This window comes from Chitinophaga sp. 10T418, assembly GCF_056394125.1.
On sequence record NZ_JBFTHG010000003.1, the window covers coordinates 551,029 to 564,848 of the forward strand.

Genomic DNA, 13,820 nt, shown 5'->3' on the forward strand with positions numbered 1-13,820 from the left:
TAAACAGTTTACAATTCCTTCTTTGCGTTTTTGCGCAAAAACATGTAGGTTTGAACAAAATTTTGAATAAAACACTATGGCAGAAGTTATCAGAATGCCCCTTTTGAGTGATACGATGACGGAAGGGGTGATTGCGGAATGGCATAAAAAGGTGGGCGATACAGTAAAGGCAGACGATGTTATTGCTGAAGTGGAAACGGATAAAGCAACCATGGAAGTGATGGGTTACGTAGAAGGAACCCTCCTGTATATTGGTGTGGAGAAAGGAAAAGCAGCTAAGGTAAACGGAATTATTGCCATTGTTGGTAAACCGGGAGAAGATTATACTTCTCTGCTGGAAGATAAAAAAGAGGCTACTGCTGCTCCTGCAGCTGCTGCAGCCACACCTGCACCGGCACCACAGGCCGCTCCTGCTGCTACTGCCGCACCGGCTGATGATGCTGCATTAAAAGAAGCACTGAAAAATGCGACTGTTATCCGTATGCCGCTGTTGAGCGATACCATGACAGAAGGTAAAATAGTGGCCTGGAATAAGAAAGTAGGCGATGTTGTGAAGAATGACGATGTACTGGCGGAAGTGGAAACGGATAAAGCGACCATGGAAGTAATGGGTTATGCCGACGGTACTTTATTATATATAGGTGTAAAAGAAGGTGAAGCTGCCAAAGTAAACGGTATCATTGCCATTGTTGGTAAAGCCGGTACCAGTGTAGATGCTATACTGGCTGCTGAAAATGGAGCTCCTGCTGCTCCTGCTGCTGCGCCTTCACAAAACGGCACTGCTCCTGCTGCCACCGCTACTGCTCCTGCCGCTACTGCTGCAGTTGCATCCGGTAATGCAGACGGCCGTGTTAAAGCTTCTCCGCTGGCTAAGAAAGTGGCAGAAGAAAAAGGCATCGACATCAGCCAGATTCCTGGCTCCGGTGATGGTGGCCGTATCATCAAAAAAGACGTAGATAGCTTCGTTCCTGCTGCCAAAGCAGCTACTCCTGCTCAAAGCACAAGCAGCGCAGCACCTGCCGCTCCTGCCTTTGTTCCGGCTGGCCAGGAAGGCTTCACAGATATTCCGCTGACCAAAATGCGCCAGGTTATTGCCAGACGCCTTAGCGAAAGCAAGTTTACTGCTCCTCACTTCTACCTGAAAATAGATGTGAATATGGATAAAGCCATGGAAGCACGTAAATCTATCAACGAAATTTCTCCGGTTAAGATTTCCTTCAATGACATGGTGATCAAAGCTTCTGCGATGGCACTGCGTCAGCATCCTGCGGTAAACAGCAGCTGGATGGGCGACTTTATCCGCCAAAACCAGCATGTACACATCGGTTCTGCGGTAGCTATTGAAGATGGTTTGATTGTACCGGTGATCCGCTTTGCTGATCAGAAAACACTGAGCCAGATTGCCAGCGATGCAAAAGGCCTGTACGACAAAGCCAAAAACAAGAAACTGCAGCCACAGGAATTCAGCGGCAATACCTTCAGCATCTCCAACCTGGGTATGCTCGGAATCGATGAATTCACTGCTATTATCAACCCGCCGGATTCAGCGATCCTGGCAGTAGGTAATATCACAGAAACTGCGATTGTGGAAAAAGGTCAGGTGAAAATAGCCAACATCATGAAACTGACCCTGAGCTGCGACCACAGAAGTGTGGATGGTGCTGTAGGCGCCCGTTTCCTGGCTACCCTGAAAGGGTTCCTGGAAAATCCGGTAACCATGCTGGTATAAACTGATTATAATAGCTATACAAAAGGCGGAGTGATACACTCCGCCTTTTTTTGTGCCTTATCCGGTCATTGTCCCGTAAAATGTTTCATTAGCTTTTGAAAGTTCAAAAACTTGGTATACATTTGACCCTGTAAATTGTCAAACGCTATAAATTACAACCTACATGAACTTAGTGGAAGCAAAGGCACAGTTTATCCAAACCTGGGGATCTTTAGGCGCTCAGTGGGGTATTAACCGTACAATGGCTCAGATTCACGCGTTACTGCTGGTAATGCCGGATCCGTTGTGTGCAGATGATATCATGGAGCAACTGAATATTTCCCGCGGTAATACCAATATGAATGTGCGGGAACTTATTAACTGGGGACTGGTGGAACGTATCCTCATTCCAGGTGAAAGAAAGGAATTTTTTGTAGCCGAAAAAGATATCTGGAAAGTAGCTACCTATATCGCACGCGAAAGAAAGAAACGTGAGCTGGATCCTATCATGAAAGTGCTGTTACAGCTGCAGCAGGCAGAAGGCGACCCAAAAGACAAAGAAATGAAAGCCTTCAAAGATTCCATCTCCAACATTACCAAGTTTGCTCAACAAACCGATAAAACAATCGGTGCCTTTATTAAATCAGAAGAAAACTGGTTCTATAGCAGCTTGCTGAAACTCATCAAATAATTTTTTTTGCTTCAATATTTCATTTATTACTGAAAATTCTGAAATATGGAAAGGAAAAAAAGGATTTTATTACTTACTGATGTCGTTATCCAGATCCTGTTATTGCTTTTAGCTTTTATATGCTCTTCTTCTATGGAGCCTTTCAATACACTACTGGTAGCCCTTTTCATCTATCAGCTTTTCAGCTGCATCATTCACCAGGGGTTTTCTATTTCCTTTTTCAGAAAGATATATCACTGGATATTAATTCCTGTACTCATGCTCTGCGCCATCCTGATAGTACTCAGCGTGATGAATATTGGCTTTGCCCTGTTTGGCCTGCTATGGCTGGTATATTCCGCTCCCGTGCTGATGATTTGCTACCTGCTGCTAACTTTTTATGAAACGCTTGAAAACGACAAATTATCGTGAAAAATAAACGTATCATCATCGCTGCCAGCACCGGCTTTATCGGCAAAAGCCTGGTCGAACATTTCGGTAAGGATAACGATATCATTATCCTCACCCGCATGCCACGCCCTGCTGCCGGCCGTATCAGTTATGTAGCCTGGAATGGAGTAAGTGACGGCGAATGGTCTGCAGCACTGGAAAATGCCGATCTGTTGATTAACCTCACAGGCAAAAGTGTCAACTGCCGTTATACCCCGAAAAACAAACAAGCCATACTGGATAGTCGTGTAAACGCCACCAAGGCTTTAGGAGCGGTCATCCAAACCTTAAAACATCCTCCCAAAATATGGATCAATGCAGGCAGCGCCACCATATACCGGCATGCGGAAGACCGTCCCATGGATGAATTTAATGGGGAGATGACCAATGATTTCTCGGTTCAGGTATGCAAATTATGGGAGAAAGCTTTCAACGATATTACCCTGCCGCATACACGAAAAGCAATACTACGTATAGGCGTTACCTTAGGCTGGCAGCCCGGGGGTGTTATGCAGCCTTATCTGAACCTGGCGAAGTTCGGCCTGGGCGGCTATCAGGGTAATGGCAAACAAATGTTTACCTGGATACACATCACAGATGTATGCAGGATGATAGCCTGGCTGTACGAAAATGAAACGGGCAGTGGTACTTATAACTGTACGGCCCCCAACCCGGTGACCAATAAAGTATTCATGCAATCATTGCGGGCAGCTACCGGCCACGCATTTGGTTTGCCGGCCCCTGCTCCTTTATTAAAAATAGGAGCCGCCCTGATCGGCACAGAAACGGAGCTGCTATTGAAAAGCAGGTGGGTAGTACCATCCAGGGCACAACAGGCAGGTTTTACTTTTACCTTTCCGTTGTTAAAAGATGCGTTTCAGGATATCCTGACTCATCTGCCCCGGCATGCTTATCACTTGTTTTGAATTCCGTAAATTAGTGGTATGGAAACCAGCAACGATAAAAAACTCACCGTGGTACTGGGTGCATCACCCAATCCGGAGAGATATAGCAATATGGCCGTGAACAGACTTACCGCTAAAGGCCATCCTGTAGTGGCTATCGGGAGTCGTGCGGCTACGATTGGGGATATCCCGGTGATCACAGAACATCCGGCATTGGAGAAAGTAGATACCGTTACCATGTACCTGAATCCTCTTGCACAGAAAGCGTATTACGACTACCTCCTGCAGCTGCAACCCCGCCGCATTATATTTAATCCGGGTGCAGAAAACGAGGAACTGGAAGACATTGCCAGGCAGCATAATATTCAACCGGTAGAAGCCTGTACACTGGTACTACTGAGTACTGGCCAGTTTTAACCGTATCTCTTCTTTCTTTCTTCTCATTTTTTTAACGTGCAGCTGTTGGTAATTGCTAACAGCTTTTTCGTATATTCGTATATATTGCTGTTATCCCCCAATGAACGCATCCCATATTGTTGACCCACCAAACGCATGGCATTACTTCAACAGGCAGGCATTATAGCATAACCCAATTTGCATGTTCACCCTTTAATATACATTTTATGCAATGGAGAAGATTTAATGGAGAGGTCATCCACCTTCCGGTAAAGGAGGAAGTACGACAAGCCATTGTTCGCGAAACCGCCAAGGGATTTCGTCTGAAAGTGTGCATTGGCACTGATTCCCAGGTAAAAGGAGTGGATACTGAATTCGCTACGGTGATCGTTTTCCTTCGGGAAGGTCATGGCGGATTTATGTTTATCCACAATGAAAAAACCAAAAACCGCTATTCTATCAAAGAGCGCATGCTGGTAGAAGTAGGCAAGAGTATTGAGATTGCGTATGAACTGTGTGACCTGTTTACTGAATATAATGTAGATATGGAAGTTCATGCAGACATCAATACAAACCCTCAGTTCAAGAGTAACCTGGCCCTGCGTGAAGCAATGGGTTATATCCTGGGTATGGGCTTTGCCTTCAAAGCCAAACCTGAAGCGTTTGCCAGCAGCAGCTGCGCCAATAAAATAGTGAACTAAGGCGACTGTTTTTTGTACCTCTCTCAAATATTTTTCTGACGTGATGCCACGTCAGGTGGCTTTTTCTCCCCTTATCTAGCTGTACAAATCCTCACCGAAATTGTAACTTTCCCATTGCTCCCACGCTTAACATACATAAAATACATTTATTCATGACCTCACCAAAATCTTTAATAGCAATATTGCTATTAGCTACCATAAGTATTGTTGCCTGTAAAAAAGATAACGTAACTCCTGCTCCTAAAGGAGATGCGCTTTTTATTGATTTCAACAATCAGATAGCGGCATCTGCGGAGTTCCCATATAAAAGGCTACAAATCACTGCTGACGCCAGCTTTGAAATCAGGTTTAACGGAAAAAAAAGGGAAATCATTCAATTATCCGGTAGTATTCATGATAGTTTGAAACCCTACCTCTCCAGCTTTCCACGTGCAGCCATCAAAGCGGATGCTCAAACAGCTAAGTATAGTGCACTGGGAGCATCAGACATCCCTTATCAACGGTTCAGCTACGTACCCGAAAGGTCTGACGACATCACTAAAATCACCATAGATCAAGGTATTGTTGTACCTTATATAGACGAGTTTCAGAAAAAATTAAATCAAACTATTATCAATTGTAACCTATTGAGACCTTAATACCTTTAGCAGGAAATTAATACTGGTTGGCTGCTTAAATCTTACGGGAATTAAACAGCTTCCTTATTCATCGTTTTATACATAAAATAACCCTTATTATGACATCACCAAAATCACTGGTAGCAGTAATGCTAATTGCTTCCTTCAGTATTACAGCCTGTAAAAACAAAGGCGGAAATACCACTGCACCTTCTTCAAAGGGTAATGCATTGTTTGTTAATTTCGGCGGCGGCAATGTACCGGTACCACATACCAAAAAGCTTCAGATTACCGCTGATGCCAGCTATGAAATCACTTATACCGGAGACAAAAGTGACACCACTACTTTACCAGGTAATGTTCATGACAGTCTGAAACAATACCTCACCAGTTTTCCGCAAACAACCATCAAAGCAGATACACTGGTAGGCAGTTATAGTCTTCTCGGCGCAGCAGACAATTCCTTTGAAACATTCACCTACATACAGGAAACACCCGCCGACACCACCAAAATCTCCATAGATACCGGTACCAGCGTGCCTTACATGGATGATTTCCAGAAAAAAATAAATCAGACCATTGCCAATTGCAAGCTATTGGCCAATTAATACCCTTTACTATGAAAATAAAATACTGGATAACTACTTTCCTGCTGTTTATACTTATTTCCGCCTGCAAGAAAAAAGAAGAAGATACCCCGGCAACAAAAATTGAAGGAAAGTGGCTGCTTGTAAAAGCAGACGGCGATATGATAGGACAGGAACCCAGGATAACAAACAGGCAGGAATTAATTATCCAGCATGGAGAATACAGATTGCTGGTAGACGATTTACAGCTGGTAGCAACTACCTGCAATGTTGTACAAACCGACAACGATCCTGACCCCAAATGGCAACTCAAACTCGGGAACCAGAATTCTTACTATATAGAAATAAAAAAGAATCTGCTTTATGTGTGGGATAAAAACCCGGAGGGAATGAGGCTAATCTATCAAAGAATGTTATAGCGCTTTTATAAAACAGGAAGGCCCACATCAGCTGATGCGGGCCTTCCTGTTTTATAAAATATGTTAGTCTTTCAACAACCACATTACACTATTTACGTTATCACTACCACCAAACTGCCGTTGAATAGCAGCATCCATATTCGCATTGTTATAGCTTAATTCGTTGGCAGGATACAACCATCTTACCGGAAACTGTGTGCCTGGTGTATTCAGATTAGTTGTGCTATTCAACACAAATGCAGGGTAACCGGTGCGTCTTTGCTCATACCACGCATTATAGTTACAGCCTTGCAGGAAGCCTGCGAGGTACTTCTGTGTAATGATCTGCGACAACTGATTTTGCATATTGCCAGTGAGTGCCACGGAAGTAACATATGCCTGAATATACGCATCATCCATTTTCATGTTGTGATGAAAATCAGCCTGATCTGGTGTGTAGGTAGCTGTAAACTTCATGGCATTGGTAATACCATTTGCATAATACGTTTGAGCCGCTGTGCTGGAAATCCAACCACGTATAGTGGCTTCTGCCAGTACAAATTGCAATTCAGGATAGCTGAATACGCTTACCGGCTCTGCACTTACCAGGTTTACATAGCGGTTGTTCAGATCAGAATAATCTTTAGATACACGCATCGTTTGCAGTGCAGAAAATGCGTTGGATGGTTCTGCCCCTACATATGCGTCCCAATCGCTGGGTAGTTTTCCCGCAGCAATTTTTACAGGAGAAGGTTTTCCATAATAGAACAGGCGGCGGTCCTGCAATGTTTTCAACGGCGCGATTAACGTTACTGAAAGCATGGTATAATTCGATTTCACAAATGAATTACCTGAACCTGCCGGCACATCGGACCAGGGATAATTTTGACCAGCAGCAGGAGTATAAGTCAATGCAAAGTTATCGGCATATGAACGCATCAATGGTCTGTTGGCTACAATATCTTTAAAACGTTCCACTACTTTCAAATCTGCATCACCTGTCTTTTTATACAGGTTCATCAACACATGTAATTCAAAACTGTTGACCAGCCTGCGCCAGTTATCTACTTTACCGCTATATATCGGATCGCCTGCAAAATCTTTTCCTGCTGCAAACAGCGCATTCGCGCTATCCAATTCATTCAGGATACCCAGGAACACTTTCTTTTGCGTATCGTATTCCGGCTGAATGATATTCTCCGCTTCGCCTTTACCCGCCTGTGAATAAGGGATATCGCCTACCTGCATCGTAGTTTGAAAAAACTGCCATGCCCGGATAAAGTGACCTAGTCCGTTGTATGATTTTCTGGCCTCTTCATCCAGTGCAGCATTCACCATAGGCGGGATGTTGCGCAACTGCAGCAACCGGTCAAAGTTGCTTCTCCCGAATTTGTTATACTGTAAATTCTCCTGTCCTTCTCCCCAGGTAAGGTATTTACCCAACAGGTAGGGCTGCATAAATCCTTTAGTGGTGCTGATGCTGCTCCTGGTAATATTCAGGATCATCTGGGTAGCCAACAGATCTGAACCTACCTGTGTTGTTTGATTGGGGTTGGTATTGATCTTATCAAATTTAGAACATCCCGCTATCATGGTGGCCGCTAATGGGATCGCCAGTATATATTTCAGTGAATTATTTTTCATGTGATTTACTTTGATGATGAAAGATTAGAACCCAATTTTGAAATTAACCCCGATCATCCGCTGCGATGGTGAATTCAGGTTTTCATCGTCCACATCAGGATCTGAAAATTTGAATTTGGTGAAGAGAAACAGGTTCTGTGCAGTAACGGAAACGGATGCATTTTTAATACCGGAATGAGCCAGCTTATTAGCCGGGAAACGGTATCCTACAGACAGTTCACGCACTTTTACGAATGATTTCTTTTGAATACCACGATCGCCGCCTCTGAAGTTCTGTGCATAATCCTGGTAAGACACTTTGGTATCGTTGTCAGCATACTGACGGGTATCGCTGATGATCTTACCGAAGTTATCATAGCTTGCACTACCGGATATTACTTTTACGCCTTTACCCACGTAATTAGTTAAGCCTTTCACCACTTCATCATAACGATACTGATTATCTGATTCAGGATTGGTACCGGAATCCCACATTTTATCATAAATGTAGTTATACATCCATCCGCCGATACGTCCGTCGATATTAAGTCCTACGGTAAAGTTGCCGATATAGAAGGTGTTGATAAAACCAAAACTAAAAGCAGGATCTGTATAACCATATAATTGTTCATAATCACTTTCTACCGGAATACCGTTGTTATGAATAATATTGCCCTTAGGATCTCTTAACCAATAGTTGTCGGTCATTACATCGAGTCTTTCTTTTGCTTTTACCCAGGGCTTTTTAGCAGAATATATAGAGTCGAGGTCTACGTAATAACGATGTTGATTAGACCAGTTAACAGTAGATACCCACTGGAAATTTTTGTTTTTGATCACGGTGCCACCGACGGTAATTTCTACTCCTTTTCTAACGTAGGTTTCGCCGGTATTCACCAGGGTAGATTCAAATCCACTACTGCCTGAAATAGGCACCAGCGCCTGCTGATTGAAATAATATTTGTTGAAGTAAGCCACATCTATATTCAGGCGTTTTTTAAACAGGTAAGCGGCAGTACCGATTTCCCAGGTACGTTGTGAACTTGGGAGGATATCGGCACCCAGTAAACTACCGGGATACCTGGCAGAATTGGCGCCATTCCACACACCTGTAGTGGTGCTATAGAGACGGTTGATCGCATACGGACTTGCAGGTGTTTTAAAGGTGGCCCAGGAACCGCGGATTTTCCACATATCAGTAAAAGCAGGCATTTTGAATAATTCAGATAATACCACGCTTGATCCGATAGAAGGATAAAAGTAAGCCCTGTTTGCTTTCGGTTGTGCAGAGTTCCAGTCGTTCCTGCCAGTAGCATCCACGAAAACGGTATTCTTCCAGCTAACTGCCAGTCTTCCATACAAGCTATTTACCTGGTTGGCGGTATAGGACGGGCTGAAAGTAGGCGCTTCTACAGATCCATTCAATGAAAAATAGGTGGGTGAAACCAATCCGTTTTTAGTAGAAGCATTTAATCCTTCTTTTTGATAGTAGTAAATGGTACCACCAGCCATCGCATCAAAATTCCAGTTACCCACTTTTTTGGTGTAGCTCAGTATCGCATCGTTGTTGGTACTCCAGCCCCATGAGTTATAAATGGCGTATAGCCCTTTTGCGTTCCAGCCACCTCTGGTAGAATAGATATTAGCTGTTGGGGTGGTTTGCGTTTCTTTATTGCTGTATACATCATAACCGAGACGCACCAGGAGGGTCAGGTCAGGATTGAATTTATAGTTGGCGGTCAAACTGGCATTGGTAGTATTCTGTTGAATCCCATCCAGTTTCTCGTACGCAATCAGGTAAGGGTTATCGTACCAGTTAGTGTACATCCAGTTTTGTGTTTTGTTAGGTACTTTCCAGTAGTCGCGATATTGGCGGATATCATATTCGGGACCTGTCCACATAGTGAGCTGGTAGATGTAGCCCTGGTTACCGTAGCCAGTACCCCATGTTTGCGGCGCTATTCTTTTGCTCACCCCCATATGCCCTTCGAGGTTAAACTTTTCTGTTGCTTTCAATTCACCACCCAGCGTGAAATTGTACATATTCAGTTTTGCATTGGGAAATTGTCCTTTGTTGTAGATGTGGTTCATAGAGGCGCGGAAGCTACCATACTTGCCACTTTGGGATACGTTGATATTGTTGTTGGTGATTAATCCCAGCTCCATAAAATTCTTCAGGTTATCTTTTCCTGCAGAAGTCAATGGCCTGTTATCTTCAAATTGTTTGGTGGCCGGATTCCAATCCCTGGCGGTGTTGCCCACATCTAATTTTGGTCCCCATACGTAGTCGTTATCAATTGCTCCGTACTGTCCACGGGCATAAGAAGTTTGCGATTTAGGGATAGCGAGGAAGCCACTCTGCAACATGGTATTGCTGTTGATATTCACCGACAGGCCGGTGCCGGTTCCTTTCTTGGTGGTTACCAGGAGTACGCCACCAGAGGCTCTGGAACCATACAATGCAGATGCTGTGGGTCCTTTAAGTACATCGAGACTTTCAATATCATCGGCAGGCACATCGCGCAGGGTCATGTTAGCATAAGGTACGCCATCAATTACGAGCAAAGCTCCTTCGCCTCTAAGTTCAATAGTAGGTTTGGCAAAAAATTCAGTGGAATTTTTCACTACCAGGCCGGATACCTGTCCGGTGAGGGAGGTGGCGAGATCTACTCCTTTTACCGTTTGTACCGCTTCTCCTTTTACTTTTTGTACGGCGTATCCCAGTGCTTTTTCCGAACGTTTAATACCGAGGGCAGTGACTACTACCTGGTCGATGCTGATCGCCTGATCATTCAATACGATGGTAATGGTTTGTTCACCTTTTACGATATATTCTTTAGGCGTGTATCCCATGAGGTTAAATACCAGCACCTCACCATCGTTTACATTATCGATAGAGAAGTGGCCTTCTTTATTTGTGACCGTTGCCTTCGAAGTGCTTTTCACCTGTACAATTACACCTGGCAATGCGTTGCCGGCAGAATCTTTTACCGTACCTTTTACAGTTTGCTTTTGTGCTGCATCTATCACCGTTGTTAATTTGGTTTTAGTACTGCCGGCATCTTCTGCTTTTACCACGTACAGTTTGCCATCTATTTTTTTGCATACCAGGCCCAAAGGTGCGATGTATTTATTCATACCTCCTTCAATGTTATCTGCTTCAAAAACACTGGTGCTTTGCAGCAGGATACTTTTTCCTTTCAGCAGGTTGGTGTTATAGCTGAAGCGGACATCAAATTTTGCTTCCAGTTCATTGATCACGGTGATCAAAGGCACTGCCGTGGTGTGGTTTTCGCGGGTGGCAGCTTTCGTTATCTGTGCGGTTGTCCATTGCAGACAGCATAACAAAGCAGTAACCATTATCAGTTGGAAACTGATTGATTTAACTCTTTTCATAACTTAATTTTGGTTGTCTCTAAAGGTTTTTGTTATTCACGTAAATAGTCTTGTGCTGTAAAACGAATTTTAAATTAAAGGACTGTTCTATCGTAAGGATCGCCTGTGGTAGATTGTCGGATGGAAGATATCCAGTGAAGAGAAGGTTTTCTATTCCTTCTGCTTCGAATGCTACTTTATAATCATATTGTTCACCTAGTTGTTGCATGACTACTTTTAGTGGTTGACTTTTAAATGCCAGCAGGTTGTACTTCCAGGAAGTTTGAAACAGGGTATCTACGGGCTGTTTCGATAACACCCTGGTGGTGTTGTTAAACGCAGCCATTTCTCCTGGCTTCAGCAGCAGGGATGCGGTTTTGCCGGCATCTACTTTTACGCTGCCCTCGTTCAATACTACAGCGGCATTGCCATTGCCTGTATTTACATTGAAGGCCGTTCCCAGTACACTGATATCCACGAGGTTAGCGGCATGCACGATAAACGGTTGTGTAGCCTGGTGTTTAACGGTGAAGAAAGCTTCTCCTTCCAACCATACTTCACGGCGTTGGTCATTGGTGTTTACGGCCAGGCTACTGCGTTGATTGAGCCGTATAACGGTACCATCTTCCAATTGAATGGTTTGTACCTGACGCGTATTGTTGACAAAATGCCGGCGGGTATCCTTCTCCCTATAGTATACTATAGCAAGGGAAGCCAGGCCTACAAAGGGAATCAGGGCGGCCGCTATTCTGAAACGGGTTCTTTTCCATAACGGGATCACGGGTGTTGCCGGGGTATGCTGCATAATGGTATTAAAAACATTGGCAGCGGCTTCCTGCGGCATTACCCGTCCGTTTCCGGTTTCCAACAGTTCTTCCACAGACGGGAATTCACTGGGTACCGGATTTTTTTCCAACCAGGCAATGAGTTGCAAACGCTCTTCCTGTGTAGATTTCCTTTCGGCTAATTTTATAAAAAGGTCCTTTACACTATGCTTCTTTTCTTCCATTGTTCCTCGTTGACATAACAGTAATACGATCGGGATGATCTAAAAGACGATCGGCGGGAAAAAATTTTTTTTAGTTCCGGTAGATATGGCAAAAGACAGCCATGACGATAGAGATATCGGCGTGTTGATACAGGTAATGCCGTACAAAGCGAGAAGCCTTTACCAGCTGATCTCTTACGGTATTAACAGAGATGCCCAGGTCATCGGCAATTTGCTGGTTGGATAATCCCTGTACTTTGCTCATTTTGAAGATCCGCTGCCGTTGGGCAGGTAAATGAGAGATGGCATTCATTTTAATGACTTCCAGCTGCCGGGTGTAGAGGATATCGTCCATGGCGCCGGTATCTTCTGTATATAATTGCAGAAAATGTTCGCGGAAATTTTTATCATGAACCGCCTTTTTCAGGTAGTCGAATACGTAGTTGCGGGTGCTGGTAAAGAGGTAGGCCCGGAGTGACAAAGCCGGGTTGAGTTGTTCGCGCTTCAACCATATTTTCAGAAATACTTCCTGTACTGCATCTGCCGCCACGTCTGGTAAGCCACAAAGTTTCAGGGTATAGCCGTATATGGGATCGCGGTATTTTTCGTACAATTCCCGGAAGGCTTCCTGATCTCTCTCCACTATCCTTTTACACAGTATTTCATCTGTTGCATCCAGCATGCCAACAAGTATTTGGGTAAAAAAATGCCATCATTTAACAAGTAGTACCAAATATAAAAAAATATCGGAGAGAGGAGGGCGACTGCTTTTATCAGGCGATGGCCCGGAACTGCGCATTCATTTCATCGATATAATTGAGTATCGCGTCTCTGCCTGTTTTCTTTATGGTAGAGGTCACGAAGTTAGGCGGGAGGAACTGCCATGTTTCCCTCATTTTGTTGAGGAATGTTTTTACGTTCTTGCTCACTTCAGCTTGGGTGCTTTTATCGGCCTTTGTAAATACGAGGCTGAACGGGATATTCCATTCTCCGAGCTGGTTAACGAAGTCCAGGTCTATTTTCTGTGGCTGGTGGCGGCTGTCGATCAGCACAAATACGCTCACCAGGTTAGTGCGTTTGCGCAGGTAGTTTTCGATCATCTGCTGCCACTGGCGGCGTTGTGATAAACTTCTTTTAGCGAAGCCATACCCTGGTAAATCCACGAGGTACCAGGCCTTATTGATGGCAAAATGATTAATCAGCTGTGTTTTACCGGGTGTACCGGAGGTTTTGGCTAATTTTTCATTGTTGGCCAATATATTGATCAAAGAAGACTTACCCACGTTAGAACGGCCTATAAAGGCGTATTCCGGTAATGTAGGACTGGGACATTGTTCCCAATCGGGACTACTGATAAGATATTCTGCTGACTTAATTACCATAATGATATTTGCTTTGTTCC

At 44.1% G+C, this 13,820-nt stretch carries 14 protein-coding genes; 9 read left to right on the top strand and 5 right to left on the bottom strand.

Translation table 11 applies throughout. The features are described 5' to 3' along the window. Positions 1–76 precede the first annotated feature (76 nt). The 9 genes from AC1DCV_RS10360 to AC1DCV_RS10400 all read left to right on the top strand — a co-directional run bounded on the left by AC1DCV_RS10360 (position 77) and on the right by AC1DCV_RS10400 (position 6,453). Positions 77–1,729 (top strand): pyruvate dehydrogenase complex dihydrolipoamide acetyltransferase, encoded by a 1,653-nt coding sequence (locus tag AC1DCV_RS10360; RefSeq protein ID WP_477023115.1) that lies wholly within the window; start codon positions 77–79, stop codon positions 1,727–1,729. 163 nt (positions 1,730–1,892) lie between these two features. After that, the gene (locus tag AC1DCV_RS10365; RefSeq protein ID WP_133806502.1) at positions 1,893–2,399 is read left to right on the top strand and encodes a GbsR/MarR family transcriptional regulator; all 507 of its coding nucleotides are present in this window, start codon (positions 1,893–1,895) and stop codon (positions 2,397–2,399) included. A gap of 45 nt (positions 2,400–2,444) precedes the next feature. Further along, positions 2,445–2,810, top strand: coding sequence for a hypothetical protein (locus tag AC1DCV_RS10370; protein WP_477023116.1), 366 nt, complete (start codon positions 2,445–2,447; stop codon positions 2,808–2,810). After that, positions 2,807–3,754 carry a TIGR01777 family oxidoreductase gene (locus AC1DCV_RS10375; protein WP_477023117.1) on the top strand — a complete coding sequence of 316 codons (948 nt, stop codon included), beginning with the start codon at positions 2,807–2,809 and terminating at the stop codon, positions 3,752–3,754. Before AC1DCV_RS10370 ends, AC1DCV_RS10375 begins: the two co-directional genes overlap by 4 nt. An 18-nt stretch (positions 3,755–3,772) precedes the next feature. Next, positions 3,773–4,150 (top strand): CoA-binding protein, encoded by a 378-nt coding sequence (locus AC1DCV_RS10380; RefSeq protein WP_477023118.1) that lies wholly within the window; start codon positions 3,773–3,775, stop codon positions 4,148–4,150. A 206-nt stretch (positions 4,151–4,356) separates the two neighbouring features. Beyond that, positions 4,357–4,830, top strand: coding sequence for a ribonuclease H-like YkuK family protein (locus AC1DCV_RS10385; RefSeq protein WP_441573540.1), 474 nt, complete (start codon positions 4,357–4,359; stop codon positions 4,828–4,830). 152 nt (positions 4,831–4,982) lie between these two features. Beyond that, positions 4,983–5,468 carry a hypothetical protein gene (locus AC1DCV_RS10390; RefSeq protein ID WP_477023119.1) on the top strand — a complete coding sequence of 162 codons (486 nt, stop codon included), beginning with the start codon at positions 4,983–4,985 and terminating at the stop codon, positions 5,466–5,468. A gap of 98 nt (positions 5,469–5,566) precedes the next feature. Continuing rightward, positions 5,567–6,055, top strand: coding sequence for a hypothetical protein (locus AC1DCV_RS10395; RefSeq protein WP_477023120.1), 489 nt, complete (start codon positions 5,567–5,569; stop codon positions 6,053–6,055). Positions 6,056–6,066: 11 nt separating this feature from the next. Then, positions 6,067–6,453 (top strand): hypothetical protein, encoded by a 387-nt coding sequence (locus AC1DCV_RS10400; protein ID WP_477023121.1) that lies wholly within the window; start codon positions 6,067–6,069, stop codon positions 6,451–6,453. Positions 6,454–6,516: 63 nt separating this feature from the next. Here the strand turns inward: AC1DCV_RS10400 and AC1DCV_RS10405 are convergent, their stop codons facing one another. The 5 genes from AC1DCV_RS10405 to yihA form a co-directional block, all read right to left on the bottom strand. Beyond that, entirely contained in the window at positions 6,517–8,076 is a 1,560-nt protein-coding gene (locus AC1DCV_RS10405; RefSeq protein ID WP_477023122.1) for a SusD/RagB family nutrient-binding outer membrane lipoprotein, read from the bottom strand. 24 nt (positions 8,077–8,100) lie between these two features. Next, positions 8,101–11,451, bottom strand: a complete 3,351-nt coding sequence (locus tag AC1DCV_RS10410; protein ID WP_477023123.1) for a SusC/RagA family TonB-linked outer membrane protein — start codon at positions 11,449–11,451, stop codon at positions 8,101–8,103. A gap of 19 nt (positions 11,452–11,470) precedes the next feature. Then, positions 11,471–12,439, bottom strand: coding sequence for a FecR family protein (locus AC1DCV_RS10415; protein WP_477023124.1), 969 nt, complete (start codon positions 12,437–12,439; stop codon positions 11,471–11,473). A gap of 70 nt (positions 12,440–12,509) precedes the next feature. Then, positions 12,510–13,100 carry an RNA polymerase sigma factor gene (locus AC1DCV_RS10420; protein ID WP_441573533.1) on the bottom strand — a complete coding sequence of 197 codons (591 nt, stop codon included), beginning with the start codon at positions 13,098–13,100 and terminating at the stop codon, positions 12,510–12,512. Between the two features lie 91 nt (positions 13,101–13,191). Then, complete coding sequence (gene yihA / locus AC1DCV_RS10425) at positions 13,192–13,800, bottom strand: ribosome biogenesis GTP-binding protein YihA/YsxC (protein ID WP_133806507.1); 609 nt, start codon at positions 13,798–13,800, stop codon at positions 13,192–13,194. Positions 13,801–13,820: the final 20 nt, after the last annotated feature.